Annotated in this window: 21 protein-coding genes; 14 read left to right on the top strand and 7 right to left on the bottom strand. The window is 58.3% G+C overall.

The features are described from left to right. Positions 1 to 32: 32 nt before the first annotated feature. The 5 genes from R4823_RS24630 to R4823_RS24610 all read left to right on the top strand — a co-directional run bounded on the left by R4823_RS24630 (position 33) and on the right by R4823_RS24610 (position 8,216). Entirely contained in the window at positions 33 to 3,197 is a 3,165-nt protein-coding gene (locus R4823_RS24630) for a CusA/CzcA family heavy metal efflux RND transporter (protein WP_087778980.1), read from the top strand. Between the two features lie 452 nt (positions 3,198 to 3,649). Continuing rightward, complete coding sequence (locus R4823_RS24625; RefSeq protein WP_233146026.1) at positions 3,650 to 4,747, top strand: glycosyltransferase family 2 protein; 1,098 nt, start codon at positions 3,650 to 3,652, stop codon at positions 4,745 to 4,747. Between the two features lie 5 nt (positions 4,748 to 4,752). Then, entirely contained in the window at positions 4,753 to 6,243 is a 1,491-nt protein-coding gene (locus R4823_RS24620) for a glycosyltransferase family 39 protein (RefSeq protein ID WP_087778974.1), read from the top strand. A gap of 1 nt (position 6,244) precedes the next feature. Further along, positions 6,245 to 6,940, top strand: coding sequence for a response regulator transcription factor (locus R4823_RS24615; RefSeq protein WP_087778971.1), 696 nt, complete (start codon positions 6,245 to 6,247; stop codon positions 6,938 to 6,940). 1 nt (position 6,941) lies between these two features. Then, a complete protein-coding gene (locus R4823_RS24610; RefSeq protein ID WP_087778969.1) occupies positions 6,942 to 8,216 on the top strand; it encodes a HAMP domain-containing sensor histidine kinase in 1,275 nt (424 codons plus the stop codon). A gap of 22 nt (positions 8,217 to 8,238) precedes the next feature. Here the strand turns inward: R4823_RS24610 and R4823_RS24605 are convergent, their stop codons facing one another. The 3 genes from R4823_RS24605 to R4823_RS24595 form a co-directional block, all read right to left on the bottom strand. Beyond that, positions 8,239 to 9,585, bottom strand: a complete 1,347-nt coding sequence (locus R4823_RS24605; protein ID WP_087841603.1) for a heavy metal sensor histidine kinase — start codon at positions 9,583 to 9,585, stop codon at positions 8,239 to 8,241. After that, positions 9,569 to 10,264 carry a heavy metal response regulator transcription factor gene (locus tag R4823_RS24600; protein WP_087778965.1) on the bottom strand — a complete coding sequence of 232 codons (696 nt, stop codon included), beginning with the start codon at positions 10,262 to 10,264 and terminating at the stop codon, positions 9,569 to 9,571. Before R4823_RS24600 ends, R4823_RS24605 begins: the two co-directional genes overlap by 17 nt. Positions 10,265 to 10,681: 417 nt before the next feature. Next, positions 10,682 to 11,835 (bottom strand): IS3 family transposase gene (locus R4823_RS24595; RefSeq protein WP_243724652.1). Its coding sequence is split into 2 segments (ribosomal slippage): positions 10,682 to 11,568 and positions 11,568 to 11,835, totalling 1,155 coding nucleotides; the frame shifts between segments, so codons are not numbered across the junction. A 414-nt stretch (positions 11,836 to 12,249) separates the two neighbouring features. Here R4823_RS24595 and R4823_RS24590 point away from each other — a divergent pair. The 7 genes from R4823_RS24590 (at position 12,250) to R4823_RS24560 (ending at position 16,550) form a co-directional block, all read left to right on the top strand. Beyond that, the gene (locus R4823_RS24590) at positions 12,250 to 13,089 is read left to right on the top strand and encodes a MazG nucleotide pyrophosphohydrolase domain-containing protein (RefSeq protein ID WP_243724653.1); all 840 of its coding nucleotides are present in this window, start codon (positions 12,250 to 12,252) and stop codon (positions 13,087 to 13,089) included. Continuing rightward, positions 13,089 to 13,358, top strand: coding sequence for a hypothetical protein (locus tag R4823_RS24585; protein WP_338616401.1), 270 nt, complete (start codon positions 13,089 to 13,091; stop codon positions 13,356 to 13,358). Before R4823_RS24590 ends, R4823_RS24585 begins: the two co-directional genes overlap by 1 nt. 41 nt (positions 13,359 to 13,399) lie before the next feature. After that, on the top strand, positions 13,400 to 13,714 hold the full coding sequence (locus R4823_RS24580; RefSeq protein ID WP_338616399.1) for a DUF1153 domain-containing protein: 315 nt from the start codon (positions 13,400 to 13,402) through the stop codon (positions 13,712 to 13,714). Beyond that, positions 13,711 to 14,532, top strand: a complete 822-nt coding sequence (locus R4823_RS24575; protein WP_338616397.1) for an IS3 family transposase — start codon at positions 13,711 to 13,713, stop codon at positions 14,530 to 14,532. Before R4823_RS24580 ends, R4823_RS24575 begins: the two co-directional genes overlap by 4 nt. 52 nt (positions 14,533 to 14,584) lie before the next feature. Next, complete coding sequence (locus R4823_RS24570; RefSeq protein ID WP_338616396.1) at positions 14,585 to 15,010, top strand: hypothetical protein; 426 nt, start codon at positions 14,585 to 14,587, stop codon at positions 15,008 to 15,010. A gap of 72 nt (positions 15,011 to 15,082) precedes the next feature. Further along, positions 15,083 to 16,120 carry a uracil-DNA glycosylase family protein gene (locus R4823_RS24565; protein ID WP_243724654.1) on the top strand — a complete coding sequence of 346 codons (1,038 nt, stop codon included), beginning with the start codon at positions 15,083 to 15,085 and terminating at the stop codon, positions 16,118 to 16,120. A 241-nt stretch (positions 16,121 to 16,361) separates the two neighbouring features. Then, positions 16,362 to 16,550, top strand: a complete 189-nt coding sequence (locus R4823_RS24560) for a hypothetical protein (RefSeq protein ID WP_087836687.1) — start codon at positions 16,362 to 16,364, stop codon at positions 16,548 to 16,550. Between the two features lie 323 nt (positions 16,551 to 16,873). On the opposite strand, the gene R4823_RS24555 is transcribed toward R4823_RS24560, so the two are convergent. The 4 genes from R4823_RS24555 to R4823_RS24540 all read right to left on the bottom strand — a co-directional run bounded on the left by R4823_RS24555 (position 16,874) and on the right by R4823_RS24540 (position 20,275). Beyond that, positions 16,874 to 18,493: an IS66 family transposase gene (locus R4823_RS24555; RefSeq protein WP_087838253.1), complete on the bottom strand. Its 1,620-nt coding sequence runs from the start codon at positions 18,491 to 18,493 to the stop codon at positions 16,874 to 16,876. Between the two features lie 61 nt (positions 18,494 to 18,554). Then, complete coding sequence (gene tnpB, locus R4823_RS24550; protein WP_140416843.1) at positions 18,555 to 18,899, bottom strand: IS66 family insertion sequence element accessory protein TnpB; 345 nt, start codon at positions 18,897 to 18,899, stop codon at positions 18,555 to 18,557. Beyond that, complete coding sequence (locus R4823_RS24545) at positions 18,887 to 19,228, bottom strand: transposase (RefSeq protein WP_140416844.1); 342 nt, start codon at positions 19,226 to 19,228, stop codon at positions 18,887 to 18,889. The genes tnpB and R4823_RS24545 overlap by 13 nt, the downstream gene beginning before the upstream one ends. A 141-nt stretch (positions 19,229 to 19,369) precedes the next feature. Then, on the bottom strand, positions 19,370 to 20,275 hold the full coding sequence (locus R4823_RS24540) for a LysR family transcriptional regulator (protein WP_087836688.1): 906 nt from the start codon (positions 20,273 to 20,275) through the stop codon (positions 19,370 to 19,372). Positions 20,276 to 20,421: 146 nt separating this feature from the next. Between R4823_RS24540 and R4823_RS24535 the strand changes: the two genes are divergently transcribed. Together R4823_RS24535 and R4823_RS24530 are read left to right on the top strand one after the other, a co-directional pair. Further along, positions 20,422 to 22,059 carry a tannase/feruloyl esterase family alpha/beta hydrolase gene (locus R4823_RS24535; protein ID WP_087836689.1) on the top strand — a complete coding sequence of 546 codons (1,638 nt, stop codon included), beginning with the start codon at positions 20,422 to 20,424 and terminating at the stop codon, positions 22,057 to 22,059. 71 nt (positions 22,060 to 22,130) lie between these two features. After that, positions 22,131 to 23,069, top strand: a complete 939-nt coding sequence (locus R4823_RS24530) for a tripartite tricarboxylate transporter substrate binding protein (protein WP_165963301.1) — start codon at positions 22,131 to 22,133, stop codon at positions 23,067 to 23,069.

The following is a 23,069-nucleotide window of genomic DNA, read 5'->3' as shown; positions in this document are numbered from 1 at the left end:
TCGCACGCATCTAGGCTCTCGCAGGAAAAATCATGTTTGAGAAACTAATTCGCTTTGCCATCGAGCAACGATGGTTGATCATGCTCGCCGTTATTGGGCTCATCGGCATCGGGGCTTATAACTACACGAGACTGTCCATAGATGCGGTGCCCGATATCACCAACGTGCAGGTGCAGATCAACACGGCTGCGCCTGGATATTCACCGTTGGAGACCGAGCAGCGCATTACCTTTCCCGTAGAAACGGCTATGGCGGGGTTGCCGGATCTAGAACAGACGCGTTCGCTATCACGTTATGGTTTGTCCCAGGTCACGGTGATTTTCAAGGACGGAACCGACATTTACTTCGCGCGTCAGTTGGTCAACCAACGCATCCAGGAGGCTGCGGCATCTCTGCCTGCCGGCATTACGCCGACTATGGGGCCGATATCGACTGGGCTGGGCGAGATCTACATGTGGACCGTAGAGGCGGAGCCTGGTGCAAAGAAGCCTGATGGATCCGAGTACACCCTTACTGATCTACGCGAAATTCAAGACTGGATTATCCGTCCGCAACTGCGCACGGTGCCGGGCGTCACCGAGGTCAACACGATCGGCGGCTATGATAAGGAGTATGTCGTCTCCCCCAACCTGGAGCGGCTTGCCGCTTACGGTTTGACCTTGGCTGACGTCGTGGCTGCGCTGGAGAACAACAACGTCAATGTTGGTGCTGGGTACATCGAGCGGGGTGGCGAACAGTACTTGGTTCGTGCCCCTGGTCAGGTAGGCTCGATTGAAGATATCGCCAACATCATCGTCAGTAGCGCGGGAGGGCAACCGATCCGGGTTAGAGATCTGGCGGAAGTCGGTATCGGCAAAGAGTTGCGGACAGGGGCGGCGACCGAAAATGGGCGTGAAGTCGTTCTGGGAACCGTGTTCATGCTGATCGGCGAAAACAGCCGTTCGGTCGCCCAAGCCGTAGATGTACGTCTGGCTAGTATCAACAAGACATTGCCGCCCGGTGTAAAAGCAATCACGGTCTATGATCGGACCAACCTTGTCGACAAGGCCATCGCAACCGTCAAGAAGAATTTGGTCGAAGGGGCTGCCCTCGTCATCGTCGTACTGTTCTTGTTCTTGGGCAACATTCGAGCGGCGCTGATCACTGCGATGATCATTCCCTTATCGATGTTGTTCACTTTCACCGGCATGGTTACCTATAAAGTCAGTGCCAACCTTATGAGCTTGGGGGCGCTAGATTTCGGGATCATTGTGGATGGAGCGGTAGTGATTGTCGAAAACTGCGTGCGCCGGCTGGCGCACGCTCAAGCCAGCCAGGGACGGCTGTTGACAAGGGAGGAGAGATTCGGCGAGGTCTTCGAGGCCGCACGCGAGGCCCGTCGGCCTCTGATCTACGGGCAGTTGATCATCATGATCGTGTACCTACCGATCTTCGCGCTGAGCGGCGTAGAAGGAAAGATGTTCCATCCCATGGCTATCACCGTGGTGTTGGCCCTATTGGGAGCGATGATCCTGTCGATCACCTTTGTACCTGCTGCGGTCGCACTTGTCTTGAACAAGAAGGTGGAGGAGAAAGAGAATCGCTTGATGTCGTGGGCACGCCGTGGATATGAGCCAATGTTGGCTTGGACCCAGGCCAATCCTTTGATCGTACTCGTGTTTGCTGGCGTCGCAGTCGTCCTTTCGATGGCCTTGACCACGAGACTGGGCGCGGAATTCATTCCCAACCTGAACGAAGGGGACATCGCCGTCCAGGCGTTGCGTGTTCCTGGCACAAGCCTTTCGCAATCCGTCGCCATGCAGCAGCTCCTGGAGAAGAATATCAAGAAGGTACCTGAGGTGGATCGGGTATTCGCGCGCGTGGGTACGGCAGAGGTGGCTGCAGATCCGATGCCGCCCAATATCGCGGATACCTACATCATCATGAAGCCGCTTGCTGATTGGCCGAAGCCGAGGCGGTCTCACGAGGAAGTGCTCGCCGCAATCCAGGAAATTGTTGAACAGGTGCCTGGTAATAACTACGAGTTCACGCAGCCGATCCAGATGCGATTCAATGAACTCATTTCGGGTGTGCGTTCGGACGTCGCAGTCAAGATTTTCGGCGATGACATGGCACAACTTGAGCGTTCGGCTGCGGAAGTGGTCGGCGTTCTATCCAAGATCGCGGGTTCCGAGTCGGTCAAGGCGGAGCAGACCACGGGCCTTCCCATGCTGACCATATCTGTCGACAGACAGAAGGCAGCACGATATGGGGTCAGCATGGCTGAGGTTCAGGAGACGATCGCCACCGCCGTGGGTGGACGCGAAGCAGGTATCTTCTACCAAGGTGATCGTCGATTCGACGTACTGGTGCGCCTGCCGGACGATGTTCGGAGCGACATCGAGAGTCTCAAGCGCCTTCCTGTCGCCCTTCCTAGAAGTGGAGATGCACGGACGGCCTTCGTTCCTCTTTCGGAGGTGGCTTCTTTCGATCTTGCTCCTGGCCCCAACCAGATCAGCCGCGAGAATGGCAAGCGCAGGATTGTAGTTAGCGCGAATGTCCGCGGGAGGGATCTTACATCGTTTGTGACTGAAGCCGAGCAGCGGATCGACGAAGCAGTCACGTTGCCTGCCGGCTACTGGTCTACATGGGGGGGAACGTTCGAACAACTGCAATCCGCGACAGCGAGACTACAGATCGTGGTACCTGTCGCGCTGCTGCTCGTTTTTGTTTTGCTTTTTGCGATGTTTGGTAATGTCAGAGACGGACTGATCGTTTTTACTGGCATTCCCTTCGCGTTGACGGGGGGCATTCTTGCCCTGTGGCTGCGTGGAATTCCGCTGTCGATATCGGCCGCCGTCGGCTTCATCGCGCTTTCGGGTGTGGCCGTGCTCAACGGTCTCGTCATGTTGTCCTTTATCCGATCCCTGCGTTCAGAAGGGGCAACGCTTCAGGAAGCTGTTCGGACGGGGGCGTTGACGCGATTGCGTCCAGTGTTGATGACAGCCCTAGTGGCCTCGCTCGGCTTTATTCCCATGGCGCTGGCCACAGGCACTGGCGCGGAGGTTCAGCGGCCGCTCGCTACGGTAGTAATCGGAGGCATTATCTCGTCGACTGCTCTTACGCTACTCGTTCTTCCGCTCTTGTATCGTTTGGTCCACCGAAAGGAGTCTGATGATGAGAGCAGCGTTCTGCCACAGCAAGACGTAGCTGTTTAGCCTACTTGGACGGACTGACGCCCCGACGATCAAGTCGGGGCGCTCTCATAGAGCAGAGCTGCTTCACACGGAGCAAATCAACTTTGACGAATTCTTGATTATCCGTTGATCAAGGCTTGAGGTAGCTCTCGCTACACTCCACCGCATCCGGACATCTCTGAAGGAGATTCTCTGCTGAGAACTTGGATCTGCGTTTATTCTCGTTTGGCGAGTAGCTATCTGGTTGGAGCAGTTGCGGCCACAGGTATGCACTGGCTGACGATGTTTGTATTGATCGTTTGCTCTGTCAGCCCCGTGGTTGCAACCTCCATTGGTGCGATCACGGGCGCCTTTGTCAACTTTGTATGGCAGCGCACGATAACTTTTCCTAGCTCCAGGACAGCGTTTTTACATGCACTACCTTACGCTTTACTAGTGTGTGCCGGCTGGTCGCTTAATTCAACGATTTTCAAATGGGTATTCGACAATTTGTCTACGAATGTTGCTTCAGCACAACTGCTGACCACCGCGCTCGTAGCCGTCTTCAATTTTTTTATGACAAGGCGGATTTTTCGCTCATGAGTGGCGCACTCTTGCCGCATTTCCCATCGGCACCGCTTGTAGTGACCGTCATCATCCCGGTGTTCAACGAATTAGCCGTGCTACCCGTCTGTTTGGCCCGGCTCAGGAATGTATTGGACTCGCTCTCGCTTTCGTATGAATTGCTATTCATCGATGACGGTAGCACTGATGGCACGTCCCTATACCTCGATCGCGTTGCGAGCGACATGGATGCTGTGCGTGTCATTCATCTGTCGAGAAATTTTGGAAAAGAGGCGGCGATGACAGCGGGACTTGACTATGCCCGAGGGGATGCCGTCATCATCCTCGATGCAGATATGCAAGATCCGCCAGAGCTGATTCCAGACATGATTCATGCTTGGCGAGCGGGCTCGGACGTTGTAGTAATGCGTCGACGGACCCGAGTGGGAGATACATGGATGAAACGTGTCTCGGCACATCTCTACTATCGAATCTTGAATCGGTTGAGCGAGGTCGCAATACCGCCGGACACCGGCGACTTTCGGCTGCTGAGCAGGCGAGCCGTTGCCGCGATGAGAAGCATGACGGAACGCAGTCGATACATGAAAGGACTCTTCGCGTGGATCGGCATGCCCACCACGACGATTCTCTATGATCGAGCACCGCGTGCGGCCGGCAAAAGCAAATGGGGGTTGGCTAATCTGGCGAAGCTTGGCTTTGATGGTATCACCTCGTTCTCGCTCAGCCCACTTCGCATAGCTTCCATTGCCGGAGCCATCATTCTGATTATAGGTTCGGTGCTTGGCCTCTTCGTCATAGCTCGTGCTTTGCTTTATGGTGAGTCGATATCTGTTCCGCTTGCGTTCGTTGCGCTGTTGGCATTCCTGTCCGGCTTGCAGCTCTCGACTATCGGGGTGCTAGGTACATATGTGGGACGAATTCATACGGAAATCAAACAGCGGCCGGTTTATCTGATACAGGGCATAGTCGAGCGGGCGCATATGCCGGCGCAGCAACGTCAGCACTGATTCGAATGGCATCTAACACTCGACTGATAGTCCTCCTGCTTGGTGCAGTGATCGGTGTTCGCGTTGTCGCGATGTACCTAGTGCCTTTCATTGATACATCGGAGCCCCGATACGCAGAAATAGCCCGTCTCATGATCGAAACGGATAACTGGGTGACACCTTGGTTCTCGCCAGGCGTGCCATTTTGGGGAAAGCCGCCATTGTCATTCTGGGCCCAAGCTGCGAGCTTTCGTCTATTTGGCGTAAATGAGATCGCAGGGCGGTTGCCATCCTTGATGGTCGCATCAGCAACTATCGCGCTAGCGTTCGCATATTTGCGTACGGTCCGGGATCTAGCTAGCGCGCAATTGACGGCATGGATTCTTGCCACGTCTTTACTCGCGTTTGTTGGCGCCGGCGCCGTGTTGACCGATCCTTTTCTAGCATTAGGAACCACGCTGAGTATGGTGTCGTTCAGATTGGCTGTGCTTAATCAGAGCCAAGCCTGGGGTTACGGCTTCTTTCTCGGTATTGTTATCGGCCTCTTGGCAAAGGGGCCTCTGGCCGCCGTCCTAATCGTTGGGCCAATATTGATCTGGCTGTGCTTGTCGCGGATGCATTGGAGCTCGTTGCGCAGCTTGCCGTGGTTAAGGGGGGGGCTGCTAACTGCGCTTTTGGTTCTGCCGTGGTACGGTATGGCGGAAATTCGAACCCCTGGCTTTCTCCAATACTTCATCATCGGCGAACATTTACTGCGATTCCTGGAGCCAGGTTGGCAGGGGGACCTGTACGGTTCGGCCCATCTCAAGCCGTTTGGCGCCATATGGTGGAATTGGGGGGTGGCTGCATTCCCATGGAGTTTGGTACTACTGGTGGCTCTGCTCGAGGCGGTGTTCAGACGCTCCACTTTCGCCGATATACCTATGCTTGTGCGCGACGATGAAGTGAAATACATGGCGTCGTGGGCGGTGTTTCCCATGTTCTTTTTTTCATTCGCTCATAACATCCTGTGGACATATGTACTACCTGGGTTACCTGCCTTCGCCATGCTCAGCGCCCTGTATATTCGCAGGAGGGGATGGTCTATCAAGAACAAGGGTGTTGTAGTTGCGGGCGCACTCGTGCCACTGATATGCCTCGTGCTCACCGGCGTGGTAAGTGATTGGCCTGATCGGGTGAAGTCAGAGCGATCGCTGATTCGTTATGCCCAGAGCCGCGGTGCTGGTACCGATGCGCGCCTTATCTACGTGGACGCAATGCCATTCTCAGCAAGATTTTACTCAGCAGGCAAAGCCGAGCAGGTAGCGTTGCGCGATCTCTTCGCAATACTGGCCTCCTCTGATCAACCGGTCAACGTGGCAGTCCCGAAGCTAGTCTTCAAAGAGTTCACTCGAATGATTCCTTCTGGCTGGAAGCTTGCGTATGAGAACAAACGCTATTTCCTCGTCGTGGTTTCGACAGCTGACATTCCAGAGTCATCCTCAAGACTCGTGCACCTCACCGCCCGCGCAGTATGATATGGACCGTTTGATCCGGGTTCTCATCGTCGAAGATCAATTGCAGTTGGCCGAAAATATTATGGAATATTTGGGCGAACAGCGTTATGCGCTCGACTTTGCTTATGATGGCTTGACAGCTCTACATCTGCTCGGCGTCAATCAGTATGACGTCATCATTTTGGATGTGATGTTGCCCGCCTTGTCGGGGATTGAGCTTTGTCGAAAGGTCCGCGGTGAGTTGGGATCCTCCACTCCTATTATTCTGGTAACTGCTCGGTCCGAAGTAGAGGACAAGATGGAAGGGTTTGAGAGTGGAGCCGACGACTACTTGGTGAAGCCGTTTGATCTGCGTGAACTCAAGGCCCGCATTGAGGCGCTGCATCGACGGTCTTCAGTCAGGAAAAAAACGATTCGCGCAGGGGTGCTTGGCTTTGATCAAGGAACGCTGACATTATCGGTAGAAGGTGGGCCGAGTGTCGAACTGGGATCGAGCGGAGCCGTGATTTTCGAGACCCTAATCAAGCGTTATCCAAGCTTCGTGAGCTATGAGGAGCTTATGGCAGAACTTTCGGTCAAAGATCGAGAAGTCGATGCTCATACATTGCGGACCCATATATACAACTTGCGGCGTCTGCTAAAGATAACCGTAAATGCTGACTTAATCAGAACAATAAGAGGGCGGGGCTACAGGCTAATTCAACCTGACGAAGAGTGAAATGACCCGGTCGATATCAACTCGGATTCAGTGGCTGGTTGCCTCCGTGTCGGGCTTCTGCCTGGCCGCCGTCGTGCTAGTGTCAATGATGGCTCATGAAGGTATTGAGCGAGCCATGTTGCGTACGGATATGCGGCAGATTCGAGAGGCGCTCGTTGGTGCGGTGACAACGGGTGCCCCGATGCAATGGTCATCGCCAGGGATGATGGCCCTCTATGTCCCGACGGAGTCACTAAGCCAGATCGAGCTCCCCGAGCTATTTCAAGGTCGGAAGGCACCCTTTTCAGACGACGTCTTTTTTAACGAAAAGACGTTCCTCGTCGCTATTACACCGGTGGAAGGTGGTACGTTCTATTTGGCCAGAGACATCACTCTCTTCGAGAACGAGATTGTCCTCCTTGAGCGAGGAGTGTGGGGCACGAGCTTTCTGGTTCTGATCGTGGCGTTCTTCCTGGCCAGAGTCGGGGGGCTGCGGCTTGTACGACCGATTCGCTCGCTCGCGCTGATGATTGATAGGACCCGGCCCAGCGAAACAATTGACAGAGTGCCCACAGAGTTTCACGATTCAGCGCTGAATTCCATTGCGGAGAATTTCAATATTTTTCTGCGGGAACTTGAAGCGTATATCGCTAGGGAGCGAACGCTTTTGCGATTGGCCAGTCATGAGTTGCGTACGCCGATTGCTGTGGTAACCGGGGCGTTGAATGTCATGAGAGACAGAGGGGGGTTAGGGGAAGCAGACTTGAAGACGCTGACACGCGCGCAACGGGCTGCTCAAGAGATGGCAGGTAACCTCGAAGTGGTTCTAAAGATGGGACGTAAGCAGGAGATCCCTACTAGAGAAGAGCGTTTTCATGTCGTCGAATTGTTGACCGAAGCGCTTGCCGATCTAGCGAATGTAGATGCTAGTACTTCTCGCATTTCCGTAGTCAAGCGACGTGATACCGTCACGTTCGCTGATCGATCTTTGGCGAAGATGCTCTTGGTCAACATTCTTCAGAATGCCTTGCGGCATACCGTGGGGCTCATCGCCGTGGTGGTGGAGAGAGACTATCTTGAAGTGTGCGATCAGGGCGGCGGGCTCGATGATGCCGGCTTTGACCTGTTGACTACATTGAGTAAAGACGACCCATGGAATAGGCGAAAGTCGTCAGGGCTGGGTCTGGTCGTGGTAAGCATTCTAGCGGAACGGTTGGCATGGCCTATTCGTGCGTCCAGGAGCGAGGGGGGCGGCACCGCTGTACGCATAGACTACTCCGAGAGCACTTACCCGTGAGCGGCGCTTCCTTATTCGATCTCTAGAGAAGTTTGGGAGAGTTGGCATGCGTGGGCAGGCGAAGCCCGATGCGCGTCGTTGTCTCGGAGGAGTGAGCGAATGCTTGGCCTCCATGCATCCTGGCGATCGCTGCGACGATCGAGAGACCAAGCCCGTGATTGCGCCGATGGTTGCTGTGATTTTCAGCGATTCGGTAAAAGCGTTGAAAGATGCGATCCAACTGCTCTGGGGGAATTGGGCTCCCCGTGTTCTCTACCTCGATCACGGTGTTCGTTCCTTCGCGCAACAACCGTAGCAGAATGACGCTGCCTTTGGTCGCATGACGTGCGGCGTTCTCGACCAGATTCGAGATGGCCCTTCTTAGCAGGGAGATGTCATATTCGCCCGCGGCATCACCTTCTGTCGTGATTCTGAGGTCCGCTTCTTCTAAAGTTTCCTCGTAATAGACGAGTACGTTGCGGAGTTCGTTCAAAAGACTGCTCGTCTGACTTTTTCTTGCCTCTTCACCTCGGTCAGCCTGAGCGAGGAAGAGCATGTCACTGATGATTGTCGTCATGCGGCCTAGCTCTTCGAGATTGGATTCGAGGGCGTCGCGCAGTGCTTGTTGGTCTGCAGAACTGATCAGCGCAAGCTCGCTATTCGCAGTCATGTTCGCCAATGGCGTACGAAGCTCATGTGCAACATCGGCATTGAACCCCTTTTGTTGCTCATACGCTTGGTCCAGCCGGTGTAAGAGTGCGTTAAACTGTTCTACGAGGGGCTGGAGCTCTACAGGTTGTAAAGAACCGTCCAACTGCGTATGGATCCGGCTGGTCGGGATTGCCTTGACTTGTCGCACCAAGTGCCCGACCGGCGCCAAGCCGCATCGCACCAAAAAGAATCCACATGTCGAGACGATGGACGCTCCGCCCAATGCGACGATGAATAAGGTCAAAGCGAGATGCCGAAGCAACTGGTCATCTCTCTGTGTAGACAGCGTAAGGATAGCCGTCGTTCGAGCTTGGTCGTCGCTACCTGTGGCGAGCATAAACTGATAGGTACGTCTAGATCCTCCTATCGAGGACTTGCTCGCATATGTAGGTACATCCGCTGCGGTTTTTAGAGTCAGCGAAATGTCCGCGCGGCCACCGAACAGGTCGTCGAGCTTGTGGTTGAAGAGATCTGCTTCGTGGGCGCGGGAGTGCTCCGCAGCCAGATGTTCCACAAGTTTTTTATATTGCAGAAGTTGGCTGGTTTGTCGATCGTCCAACTGGACGGCCGTTGCAATATAGACGATAGCACTGACCAAAGCCAAACCGCAGAACGTTAGTAAGGCCAAGCGGAAAGAAAGCTCTTTACCGAGTGAGCGTACCTTACTTGGGGGGGGCATCACGATCTTCGAGAATGTAGCCTACGCCACGTATTGTGTGTAACAAGGGCTTGGGAAAAGGTGTGTCGAGCTTGAGTCTCAGTCTGCGTATCGCTACTTCGACAACGTTCGTCTCGGTATCGAAGTTGATGTTCCACACGTGTTCGGCAATGAAGGTTCTCGTGAGCGCTCTGCCAGGATGTTCTAGGAACAGCTTGAGCAGTGAAAACTCCTTGGGACTCAAGTCCAGCACTTCGTCGCCTCGCCGGGCTCGGTGCTTGACCAAATCCACCTCAAGGTCAGCCATTTTGAACATGGTCTGGGGTGCGTCGGCCGATTCCGATCCGCCGCGGCGCAGCAGTGCTTCTACGCGGGCTATGAGTTCGGAAAACGAAAAGGGCTTGGTGAGGTAATCATCGGCACCAGCACGTAAACCGCGCACGCGATCATCAACATCGCTCTTAGCGGTTAGCATCAAAACAGGAGTTTTGCGCGTCCTACGGAGTACCTGCAATATGGAGAATCCGTCCACGCCTGGCAACATCCAGTCGAGCAAAATCAAATCATAGTCAAACTCGACAGCCAGATGCAATCCGTCCAACCCGGTGTGAGCCACGTCGACTTGATATCCCTCTTCCTGGAGGCCACGGGCAAGGTAGGCCGCCAACTTTCTTTCGTCTTCAACAACTAGCAGCTTCATCGCTGATTTTACAGGAAGTCAATATAACTATGGGGTGGGCGCTTGTTCCAGAATTAGAGCGATTCGTGCGCCAGGAGTAATCGAGGAGAGCTTCGCCTTGCTTGGCTGAGGCAAAACGCCAGCCTGTGCCTATATATATCATGTCTGTCGGGCGCGTGCGTTTGGTGTCGAGGGCTACCATGCGTGTTAGTTGGCTCTGATCGGAGGTAGAGACCCAGCCGACTCGATCTTGAGAGATCGGGCGAGAGCGAGTGGCTGAGGTCAAAAAATTACATTGCGCCTAAACGCTAGAAGCGATGTTGTAGACCAAGTGCAAACTGCCGACCGCTGAAATTACGAGACTCGGTGAAGTTTCGATAGTCGGTGCTAGTGAAGAACGAGTGGGCTTGCCCCGCCTCTCCGGACAGGTTGTTTAACCTAACAAACCGCCGCCTCGAACTGCATGGGGCTGACGTATCCCAGCGTTGAGTGCTGGCGCCTTGTGTTGTAGAACCGCTCGATGTAGTCGAACACCTCGGCCCTGCACTCATCGCGGGACCGGTAAATCCGTCGGCTCAGCCGTTCGGTTTTCAGCGTGGAGAAGAAGCTCTCCATGGCGGCATTATCCCAGCAGTCCCCGCGCTTGCTCATGCTGCACACGATCCCAGCATCGGCCAGCAGCATCTGGAACTGCTCGCTGGTGTACTGGCTGCCCTGGTCGGAGTGGTGCAGGACTTCGCGCGGGCGGCCTCGCCGATGCAACGCCATCATCAGGGCGTCGGTCACCAATTGCGACGTCATGCTGGCCTGCATGGACCAGCCGACGATACGTCGTGAGTACAAGTCCATGACGGCCGCCACGTAGAGCCAGCCCTCTGCTGTCCAGACATAGGTGAAGTCGGCCACCCATTTCTGGTTGGGCGCGCGGGCCGTAAAGTCTCGATCCAGCACGTTGGCGGCAATGGCATGAGCCGATCTTGGCCCCGCATCCGACGGGTGACGACGGCGCTTGGTTCGTGCCACGAGGTTTGCCCGGCGCATCAGACGCGCCACACGATGCCTGCCGCAGTGCTCGCCCCAGGCGCGCAGATCCCGCCATACCCGAGGGCTGCCATACGTCCGATCGCTGGACTGGAAGCTCTCTCGGATACGGCCGATCAATCGCTCGTTGGCCTGTTCCCGAGCGCTGGGCGAGCGGCCATGCCATTCATAAAAGCCGCTGCGCGACACGCCCAAGGTTCGGCATAGCTCGCTGACCGACCAGACGGCCCGATGCCGGGCGATGAACGGATACTTCATGTCTGGTCCTTGGCAAAGTATCCGACCGCTTTTTTTAATATGTCTCGTTCGGTCTTGACCTTGGCCAGCTCCCGCCGTAGTTGCTCGATTTCCTGCTGCTGGGCACTCTTGAGCGCCTTGCCGGGCGTCGGCTCCCATGTGCCGCCGCGCATCTGCCCGACCCAACGCCGTAGAACGCTGGGATCCAAACCCAGGTCCTGAGCCACGCCCGATACGTTGCTATCGGGCTGTTCCGCCAGCCTCACCGCCTCGCGCTTGAACTCGTCCGTGAAATGTCTTCTGTTTCGTGCCATCGCTTCGCTCTCCAGGCATGATCATGCCATCTGATCTGTCCGGAGTAACGGGGCAAGCCCAGCTGCGTCACTTGGCGCTGCAGCCACCGCCCAAACGCGTTCGGTGGAAAGGCCTTTGCCTGTCGAAAGAAGGTGCAGCCGAAAACGGGCTAAGTAGCAGTCGAGAGGTAGATGAGGAAACGCGTCTACCTTGATTTGTTGCCTCAACCCGCACCGAGAGAATTTCTTGATTGGGCGGCAGGGTTTTTCCCCGCTCTTGGAAGGTGGGGAAAACCCGAGACATCGATTGTTACAAAATGCGTAAAATTGCCTCGCCAAATGCGCCGATAGCGCAGGGGGGCGGGGATGCCAACTACATCGGACCGCAAAGACCGTGGCCGGAAGCCGGTTCGTACGTTCGCCGACTACCAAGCCATGGTCGAACGAACCGACGAGCGCAAGAAGGTCATCGTATCCCTACTTGGTTTGGCTGGCGAGCTCGGGGACCTCAATTCGACCTTCAAGAAACTGGTGCTGCAACGTGACAGCCAAACGCTTCGCGGAGACCTTCGAGAGGAAATCGGCGACATCCTCTGGTATCTGACCAGCCTTGCCGTCCTCCATAAAATTCCTCTGCAAGAGGTGGCACGAGAGAGCGCGCGCAAGGCGGAACGACTTTATTCGCAGGGCGAGGTGAACCGTTTCGACGACGGCTTTGATCACGAAGAGCGCCTGCCACGGCAGTTCAGCGTCACGTTCTCGGAGAAGCGAAACGGCAAGCAATTGTTGGTTCGCATTATGGTCAGCGGCGTTATCGTCGGCGACACCCTAACCGACAACGCCCATAAGGGGGATGGCTACCGATATCACGACGTATTCCATTTAGCCTACGCCGCGGTACTTGGCTGGTCTCCGGTGGTCCGGCGTCTCTTGCGGCGCAAGCGTAGGAGTGACCCGCGCATCGACGAAATTGAAGACGGTGGCCGTGCGGTAGTGGTCGAAGAGGCTATCTCTGCGCTCGTCTTTAACGAAGCGCCGCAGCGAGCCTGGTACAGCGAAGAGAGTTCAGTCGACATCGGCCTGCTCAAGACCATCATTCGCCTTACCGCTGGATTGGAAGTCCATCGCTGTACTGCGAAACAGTGGAAGGCCGCTATCCTACAGGGCTACTCGGCGTTCAAGCAGTTGAAGGATCACTGCGGTGGTCGCATTGATGTGGACCTCGACCGGCAGACCTTGACCTATCACCCGCCACAAACCGTCGAGGATTCGTAGTGATTGCGCACAACGTTGTCGGCATCACGCCGCTGGACGCCTGGCGCGAGGGTGTTCAAACCCTTCTCACCAGGGGCGAGTTCTTTAACCTTTTCACGACTGTCGAACAGCCGGCCGCGTTCGACCTTTCGTGGCTTCAGACTCATTCGCCGCGACGAAGGGGAAGTGGCCGCGATGATCTGCGGGAGGTCATCAAGACCATCTTCCCGTATGATCTCGCACAACGCACGACGGATCGGCAGGATCTCTACAACGAATACTTGTATTGACCCAGTGAAATCCTGCTCACGTCATAATCGAGGAAACGACGTTGAGCACGAAGATGGAAGAAGACATCAAACGCTGGACAGCCAAGCGCAAAAGCGCGCTGGTGCTGGACATTATTCAGGGCAAGACCACCGTGGCTGGGGCAAGCCGTCAGTACGACCTGTCGCCGTCGGAGGTGGAACAGTGGGTGGATGACGGCAAGCGGGGCATGGAGAACGCCCTGCGCGCCAATCCGCAGGACGTGCGCGAACAGTACGAACGCCAGCTCAAGGACCTGCAAGAGGCCTATGGCGAGGCGATGCTGGAGTTACGCGCCAGAAAAAAATTGCAGTCCCTGCTGGGCGAGGACGAGAAGTGATCGAGACGATCCGCCAGGGACTGCAAGCCGACGGCATCACCGTCTCGATCGCCAAGTTGTGCCGCTGGTTCGGTGTGCCGCGCCGCACGGTGTATTACAAGCCGGTGAAGTCCGCGCCCAAGGTCGATCCCAAGTTCGCCGTGCCGATCAAGGCAATGATCGAGGAATCGCCGTCGTTCGGGTACCGAACGGTGGCGCACCTGCTGGGGTTCAACAAGAACACCGTGCAGCGCGTGTTCCAGTTGATGGGCTGGCAGGTTCGCAAGCGGCCGATCGGGTTCAGGCCTCGGATCCAGGCTCTGCCTTCGGTAGCGACGATGCCCAATGAACGTTGGTCTACGGACCTGTGTCGCGTGTGGGCCGGACGGGACGGCTGGGCAACGCTGGCGCTGGTGATCGACTGCCACACACGTGAGTTGCTTGGCTGGCATCTGTCGCGAAGCGGTAGGGCCTGCACGGCGGGTGCTGCACTCGAACACGCTCTGATCGCTCGCTTCGGAACGCTGGGGCGCGTGCCGATGCCGTTTCTCCTGCGCTCGGACAACGGCTTGGTTTTCACCTCGCGCAGCTACACTGCCCTCGTGCGCAGCTACGGCTTGCGCCAGGAGTTCATTACGCCGCACTGCCCGCAGCAGAACGGCATGATCGAACGGGTGATCCGCACGCTCAAGGAACAATGCGTGCATCGGCACCGCTTCGAGACGATCCAACATGCCAGCCGCGTCATCGGCGACTGGATACGCTTTTACAACGACCGACGACCGCACCAAGCGCTCGGCATGAAGACTCCGGCTGAGACATTTGCTTTAGCCGCTTAACCTGAGCAGGTTCTGCTGGGTCATTACATACTTGCGTTGCCATGATCGAGCAATGAGGTTCGTTCGCAACCGTGGAACATGGGGGACGTATTTCGAGCGGCTCGTGCGCTTCCCCGGACATCCCGAGACCAATCAACTTGAAACTGTTATCGGCAAGCTCTGCACTTGGCCAAGACGAAGCGGGACCAGCTTGGTATTTCATCTGTCGACACCGGTCTGCGATACTCCCCGTACTCGCGGAGGGCCATGTTGGCACTTCGGTGAAATAATCTGGCACCCGGGCAACCGTCTTGATTTGGTGGTGGTCTATCGCAACCACGATTTCTTCAACAAGGCTCTCGGTAACTTTATTGGCCTAGGCCAGCTTCTTAATTTCATATGTGCCGCCTCGGGCAAGACGCCCGGGCGCTTGTTGTGCCACTCGGTGCACGCCTACAACGGTGGCGGGACTGAAGCACTGCGTGCCTTGGCGGCTTGAACGATGATGGCGACTAGGCAACAGTTTGTTGACCTTGTACGTCGCGTGAAGGCGTGCAAGCGGTGCCCGCGCATGGCAGATAGCGCGCGCGTTTTCGGCGCAGGATGTGGTTCGCTCAGCGCCAAGGTGATGTTCATCGGCGAAGCCCCTGGGCGACTCGGAGCCGATGCTTCGGAGCTTCCGTTTCACGGCGATAAGTCCGGCCACAACTTCGAGTCGCTGCTGGAGCAAGTGGGGCTGAGCCGCTACGATGCCTTTGTGACCAACGCCGTGTTGTGCAATCCGAAGGACGAGAATGGTAATAACGCTACGCCCACGCCATCAGAGGTGGCCAACTGCGCCTCATTCCTGAAAGAGCAACTGGATCTTGTGGACGCTCCTGTGGTTGTGACATTGGGCGCGGTTGCCTTGCGGGCTGCTGCACTTGTCACGGCTCATACACTTACGCTCAAAGATAGCGTGCGGAAGGTCCATCTCTGGGCCGGGCGCCAACTTATTCCGGCCTACCACCCGGGCCAGCGTGCCATGGTCCATCGCAGCTTTGCCAACCAACTGGCGGACTACCAGTTCATTGCTGAGGCTGTGCGTCGAGGCAGTGGTGGTTCCGCGCGGCGGAAACCATCAACCAAGCTAAGCCGGGCGTCGGAGAAAGTTGGTGCCGCTGCCCGGGTACTACTCGAGGAAAGCGGCGAGCTGAGTTACTTCGCCCTGCACAAGCTATTGTTCATGGCCGAGGTTCGGCATCTCGAAGCTTCTTCGGAGCGCCTCACGGAGGGCTACTATGTGCGACAGAAAGATGGACCCTACTGCGTCGAGCTTCATGCCAGTCGGCTGACTGCGCTCATTCCGGGCTGCTTCACTCGCACTGTCGGCAGGCAACTGATGGTGTCGCTCCGTCAGGATGTCCTGTTTGGCGTTACATCGCAAGCCGATATACTCCCCCCGGCTGCAAGACGCATCTTGTCGGAGGTGGCGGGCAAGTACGGCCACCTGCCGGCCGGGAAGCTAAAGACCGCGATTTATTTGACGGCTCCCATGCGTGAAGTAATGCGCAAAGAGAAGACGCTAAGGATGAACCTGTTCAACAGCGCGGTGCTTCCACCACCTTGAGCCACCAAGCCGAAATAGGCGCGAAAGCAAATGGCCTACTGGTCTGTAATGTATCTGGTTGAACCGCCTATGCCCACAATATGACGCCTCCAATCTTGTCGAGGCGCTGCGTATGGTGTCGAGCACGCCGAACATTTAGATGTTCACCTATGAGGAAGTCGCCGAGCGCGTTCGCTGCGTTCAAGAGGTTCGAGCCAGACGGTGCGGCGGAATGCGGTCCGTAAGCTCGTTGAGTTAATTCTTGCGTAAGACCGAAATTCCGCCTGGGGAACACCGGTACAGCGTCCAACACCGCGGCATTATGCAATACGGCATTTGTTACCGGCTTGCCGAGGTCGCACTGCCGCTGAGCGACGATAACCATATCCAGGGGCTACTGCGCCGGATGGCGAGCAACATCATGCTGCCCGCCGATCGTAAGCAGTTTTAGGCAAGGGTGCATTGTAGGAGATCGTGCTGCTGGCTCATTTTGCCAAAGCCTGAATTGCCGCCCGATTTGAGGACCTGTTGGACATCGTGGCTACGTCAGACGACGAAGACTATCCGTTCGCTTGCAATAAGGTGTGGATCGAGAACGGCGTCAAAGCTCACATCCGCAAAGCAGGTCAGCAACACTGACTCTGCAAGCATTCTTCGATCTCTTCCCAGCACCAAGATTTTCCAGCAATGCCAGCGGTGCTTTGAAACCGGCATAAAGCCTTGGCTCTGCAAGGTTCGTGTAAGCGCCCGGCGAACCCGTGTTGACGCCGGAGCTCACGCAGCAGGCTGCCAGCGCTGAGGCAACAGCTCACCGATCAGATGGTTCTTCTGCGTCGGCAACCGCGTGAGCACGTCCTTGAGGTAACCATACGGATCGTGCCCGTTGAGCCGTGCCGACTGGATCAGGCTCATGATGGCGGCCGCGCGCTGGCCGCCGCGCAGCGAGCCGGCGAACAACCAGTTCGAACGCCCGATAGCCCACGGCCGGATCTGGTTCTCGACCCAGTTGTTGTCGATCGGCGCATGGCCGTCATCGAGGTAGCGCGTGAGCGCCTCCCAGCGTTTGAGGCTGTAGTCGATGGCGCGGGCCGTGCCCGAGCCATCGGGCACGCGCAGGCGCTGCGCCATCAACCAACGGTGTAGCGTGTCAGCGATAGGACGGGCCCGTTCCTGGCGTAGCGCCCGTCTGCGGTCGGGGTCGAGGTCTTGCGCCTCGCGCTCCACGCCGTACAGTGCTCCGAACAGCTCCAGTGCCTCGCCGGCGATCTGGCTCTGGTGGTTGGCGTGCAGCTCGTGGAACTTACGCCGGGCATGCGCCATGCAGCCCAGCTCCGTGATGCCCGCAGCGAAGCCTGCCTTGTAGCCCGAGTAGTCATCGGTCACCAGTTTGCCTCGCCAGTCCTCAAGGAACGTGCGGCAGTGCTCGCCCGCCCGGCTGGGCGTAAAGTCGTAGATGACCGCCCGCAGGCTGTCGTAGGCCGTCGGCGCATACGCCCACAGGTAGGCGCGATGCGTCTTGCCGGCGCCGGGCTTGAGCATCTGCACCGGGGTCTCGTCAGCATGCAGCACCCCTTTAGTGAGCACCTCGGCCTTGAGCGCATCTACCAGCGGCTGCAAGCGCAGCCCGCAGATGCCCACCCACTCGCCCAGCGTCGAGCGCGGCAGCGTCAGGCCCGCGCGGCTAAAGATCCCTTCCTGGCGATACAGCGGCAGGTGGTCGGCGTACTTGGCCACCAGCACCTGGGCCAGCAGGCCTGCGGTGGGGATGCCCTTGTCGATGATCTGCGCCGGGATCGGTGCCTGGATCAGCGTCTCGCAGTGCCGGCACACCCACTTGCCTCGGATGTGGTGCTCGACGGTAAAGACGCCAGGCGTGTAGTCCAACCGTTCGCTCGTATCCTCGCCGATGCGCTGCAAGGCGCAGCCGCACTGGCAGGTCGTGGACTCAGGCTCGTGGTGGATCTCGGTGCGCGGCAGGGACGACGGCAGACGCATGCGGCGCGGCTGCTGGCGCTCGATGGGGCGCCCGGCCACCTCCTCGCGGATGGCATCGAGTTCTTCCTCGATGGCCGCCATGTCGGCATCCATCGTCTCTTCCAGCAGGCTGCCCTGGGCAGCATCGAGCTGCTCGCTGCGCCGCCCGTAGCGCCAGCGCTTGTACAGCGCCAGCTCCTGCGTCAGTTGGTCGATGTGGGTCTGCTTGTGATGCAGAACTTGCAGTTGGCGGGCCTGCTCGGCTTCGTGGCGCGCAATGGCGTCATCTTTGCGTATCTGTTCGGCTTCGTGGCGCGCGATCGCTTCATCCTTGCGTGCCAGCGTGCCCATCAACTCGGCCGCCAGCGCGCGCAGTTGTTGCGCGTCCAGATCGTCCAGGGATGGGGCTGCCGGGTTCATGGTGCAAGTATCGCCCAGCTCCAAGGCCAACACCATTGGCACATTGCCCGATTGCGCTGGGCTACAGCACCGAGATCGTGCCCGCCTGACCCACGTGTTGCCAGCGCAAGCCCAGCACCAGGGCGTGCCACTGCTCGGCATCGAGGCTGACCTGCGGGCCGTGGATCTCGCTCGCCCACGTGAACTTGCCGCGGTTCAAACGACGCGCCGCCAGCCATACCCCGATGCCGTCATGCACCAGCACCTTCATGCGATTGGCACGCTTGTTCGTAAAGCAATAGGCATGATGCGGGCGGGCTGCGCCGAACACCGCCACCACACGGGCCAGGGCCGTGTCGGCACCGGCGCGCATATCCAGCGGCTGCGTTGCCAGCCAGATCGCATCGACGCGGATCACTTCAACCACTCGCTCAGCCAGGCCGCGCAAGTGATCGCATCGCTGGCCGGCCAACGTACCGAGACTTGCACGCTAGCTCGCCTGATCTCCAGTTCGATCGGCTGCCCGGTCCCTGGCGTGCGGCCTGCCGGCACCAACGGCACAAAGGCCGGCTCGGAATCTGCTCGCGCCTCGGCAATTCTGAGCCATTTATGCACCAGGTTCGCGTTCAGCCCATGCGCCAGCGCCACACTGGCTATCGAGCTCTGCGGTTCGCCGCACTCGGCTACCACCTGCGCCTTGAACGCCTTCGTATACGTTCGCCGTGGGCGAACCACGCTTAATTCTGTCCTGGTCATGGTGTCCACCTAAAGGAGGTGGACACTAGCCGGGGACAAAACTAGAGGGAAGATGGGTTCGCCGGGCGCTTACAGGTTCGTGTACGTGCAGGGCGTTGCACCAGGAAGCGCGTCAATAACGACAGCCGTCGAACTTTCACCCTATCTTCGCAGCGGAGCGAGCAGGTCGGACAGGAAGTCGAGCAACGCCCGGGTCTTGGCAGGCAACAACTGGGAGGTCGTCACTGCGTAGACAGGCAGGCTGGTGGCGCTCCAATCGGAAAGCACGGGAACCAGCCGGCCAGCCTCGACTTCGGGAATGGCGAAAACGTCGGCCATGACGGCAATGCCATTTCCCGCCACGGCCAGATTGCGGATGAAGCCCACGTTATTGGCTGCCGCGCGACCCCGTACTTCGACTTCCACGGAGCGTCGAGAGGCCCGCAACGTCCAACGCCGCTCGATCTGGTCGGAACCCCGTTCGCTGCGAAGCACGCACTGGTGCTTCGTCAGGTCCTGCGGGTTGCGCGGATGACCGAAGCGGGCAAGGTAGTCGGGAGAGGCATACAGCCGCCTGGGCAAGTCGCCCAGGCGCCGGATGACAAGCGATGAATCGGGAAGCTCTCCCATGCGCACCGTGACGTCATACCGCTCCGCAAGCGGATCCATCCACTTGGGAGTGAAGTGCAGGTCCAGCGTGACGTCGGGGTACCGATCGAGAAATTCCCGCACCTTGTCTGCGGTGAGGCGGACCGTGAAATCGATGGGAGCCGCGATGCGCAAGGGGCCATTGGGCCGGGACGGCGCCGTCTGCGCCAGCTGCGTTGCCATGGCGATTTCATTCATCCCCCGGCTGCATTGTTCGAAGTAGCGCTGTCCCTCTTCCGTCAGCACCAGCGTCCGGGTGGTGCGATTGATCAATTTGATGCCCAGCTCTTTCTCCAGCGCGGCAATGCTGCGGGAGGTAGACGACTTCGGCATTTCCAGCGCGTTCGCCGCCGCCGTGAAGCTGCCCGTTTTCGCGACCTCGAGGAAAACGCGGACGTGATGAATCAGGTGGGGTTTCATGACGATCTTGATTGTTCCTTGTTGGGAACAATGTTATCCGGAAAAGCTATTTGTGGAACGAACCGGCCTCAATAGAATGGCTGCGGCGTAACGATCCGGTGCCTGTACGGCCTTGAGAGATCACCGCCCAAGAACAAGGAGACAGCATGTTCGAAGAGCAACTTGTCCGCGTACTGGCGATTTCCGCCTTGCTGGGCTTGATGGGGATAGCGGGTTGCGGAGGAGACGGCAGTGCGCCGGCCGCCGCGCCGGCAGAGACTTTCGCGGCCGCCACCAGCTGTGAAAGCCTCCGGAGCCTTCGGCTTCAGAACGTCGAGATCACCGCCGCCCAGGCCGTGCCTGCGGGGACTTACCAACCGGCTGGAAGCACCTCGGCTTTCGGCAACCTTCCCGCATTCTGCAGGGTGACCGCCAGTCTGGCGCCGGTACCGGGGTCCAGGATCGGCGTCGAGCTATGGCTGCCCGCTGCGTCGTGGAATGGCCGGTACCAGCAGTTGGGGCAGAACGGCTGGGGCACGGCGTTCTCATCCTACTGGGGCTCGATGGCGCCTCATCTCCGGAACGGCTACGCCATCGCCATCACCGACGGAGGGCACGCCGCGACCGCCGTCACCGATGCCACGTGGGCGATCGGCTTTCCGGAGCGCATCGTTGATTTCGCGTATCGCGCCACGCATGAGACGGCGGTCGCGTCCAAGGCGATCATCAAGGGGTTCTATGGGAAGTCCGCGGTCTACTCCTATTTCAATGGCGCTTCGACCGGGGGCAGAGATGGCCTGATGTCGGCGCAGAAATTCCCGACGGACTTCAATGGCGTGCTTGCCGGCTCGGCGCTGATCAACTGGACCCGCGTGGCGACGCAGAAGCTCTACGCGAGTCAACAGTTGCTGAAGGCCGGGATCCAGGGCGCGGCGGGCGCCTCCTTGCTGGATCTGGCAAGGAAATCGGCCATCGCCGCGTGCGATGCCGACGACGGCATTTCCGACGGCATCTTGCGGGATCCGCGCTCCTGCCGATGGGATCCTCACGCGCTTCTGTGCCATGCCGGCCAAGACTCATCGAGCTGCCTGACCAGCCTGCAAGCCGATGCGCTGACGACAGTCCTGTCCCCGTTGCGCGACCCGGTCACGCTCGAATATCTGTACCCGGGGTACCTGCATGGGTTCGAAAACGACTGGACAGGGTTTGGCTACGTGAATGGCACGCCTGCACACGCGGCCACGGTCTACAAGATCGCGCTGGGGCAGCCCGATTGGGATGCTTCCACGTTCGACGTTCACTCTGACCTGCCCCTGGTCGAGGCCACGCTCGGCTTCATGAACGCCGACCAGCAGGCTGACTTGAGCGCGTTCAGGCAGGCCGGGGGCAAGCTCATCCAGTATCACGGCTGGCAAGACGCGGTGACGATGCCGGAACGCATCGTCCAGTACTACGAGGAGGTCCGGAACCGCACGACAGGTGGCGACCTTGCCGCGGAGCAAAGCTTCTATCGCCTGTTCATGATGTCAGGGGTCGGGCACGGAGGCGCCGGCGAAGGTGCGTGGCACTTCGGGGCGATTGCGCAGCAGGCCGTGGCGGGCGATGCCGAACATGACGCCGTCCTGGCACTGCGCAATTGGGTGGAGAAGGGTGCCGCGCCAGAAAAATTCGTTGCGACGAAGTTCCAGGACGGCGACGTCACCAAGCCGGTGATGTTGCAGCGCCTGATGTGTCCGTACCCCCGTCAGGCTGTCTACAGGGGCAGTGGCGAAACGCAGTCGGCCGACAGCTTCTACTGCGGCTAGACCGGGGATCGTCCGTATTCATCAACTTTTCAGGGCATAGGCAAATGATAAAGAGACGAACATTCCTGGGCATGTCCTCGCTGTTGGCCGTCCCGCTGATCTCGCGCGCGAATGATTACCCGCGGATGCCGATCAACCTGGTGACCCCGCTCGCGGCGGGGGATGCCGCGGACCGCGCGGCGCGCCTGATCGGGCAGGAACTCTCGAAGTTGCTGGGCGTTGCCGTCACGGTCATGAACCGCCCGGGCGCCGGCGGTTCGCTGGGGACCCAAGCCGTCATCCGGGCGCCCAAGGATGGATATACCTTGCTCTACGCACAGAACAGCCCGCTGACCATCCGGCGCGTGATCGATCCCGAGGCGGCCAACTACGATCCATTGACGGACCTGACGCCACTGGCGCTGACGACCAGAAGCCCGTCGGTACTGGTGGTCCATAAAGACGCGCCTTTCAAGACCATCAAGGAAATGGTCGACCTCGCACGACAGCGTTCCGGCGGCATCAACATCGGGAATGCCGGACCCGGATCCGTCGGCGAGATAAGCGTCCAGTTGATGAATGCGGCGGTGGGCGCGCCGTTGAACTCGGTGAACTACAAGGGCGCGGCGCCCGCCGTGACCGACCTGCTCGGCGGCTACATCGATGCGGTGATCCTTGCGCTGGGCGCCGTAAGCGCCCATATCCGCAGCGGATCGTTGCGCGCTTTGGCGATCTCGTCGCCGTTCCCGGATTTCCCCGCCATCCCGACGCTGCGCAAGCTCGGATACAACGCCGATCTCCTGGGCGTATGGTTCGGCTTTTTCATGCCCGCCGGCGTTCCCGGGCACGTCATCGACACCTTGCTTCCCGCGCTGGAACAGGCGGCACGCAGCCCCGCCATCTCGGCGCAATTGCTTCCATCGGGCATGACGCAGGAATGGGGATCCCGCCAGGCGCTGGCCGAGGAAATTGCCACCGAGTATCGATCCATCAAGGAGCTGCTCGGTCCCACTTCAAAGAACGGAAAATGA

Origin of the sequence: Pigmentiphaga sp. CHJ604, from assembly GCF_036972535.1 — a bacterium.
Classification (GTDB): domain Bacteria; phylum Pseudomonadota; class Gammaproteobacteria; order Burkholderiales; family Burkholderiaceae_B; genus Pigmentiphaga; species Pigmentiphaga daeguensis.
This window is presented reverse-complemented; position numbering and strand designations above follow the sequence as displayed.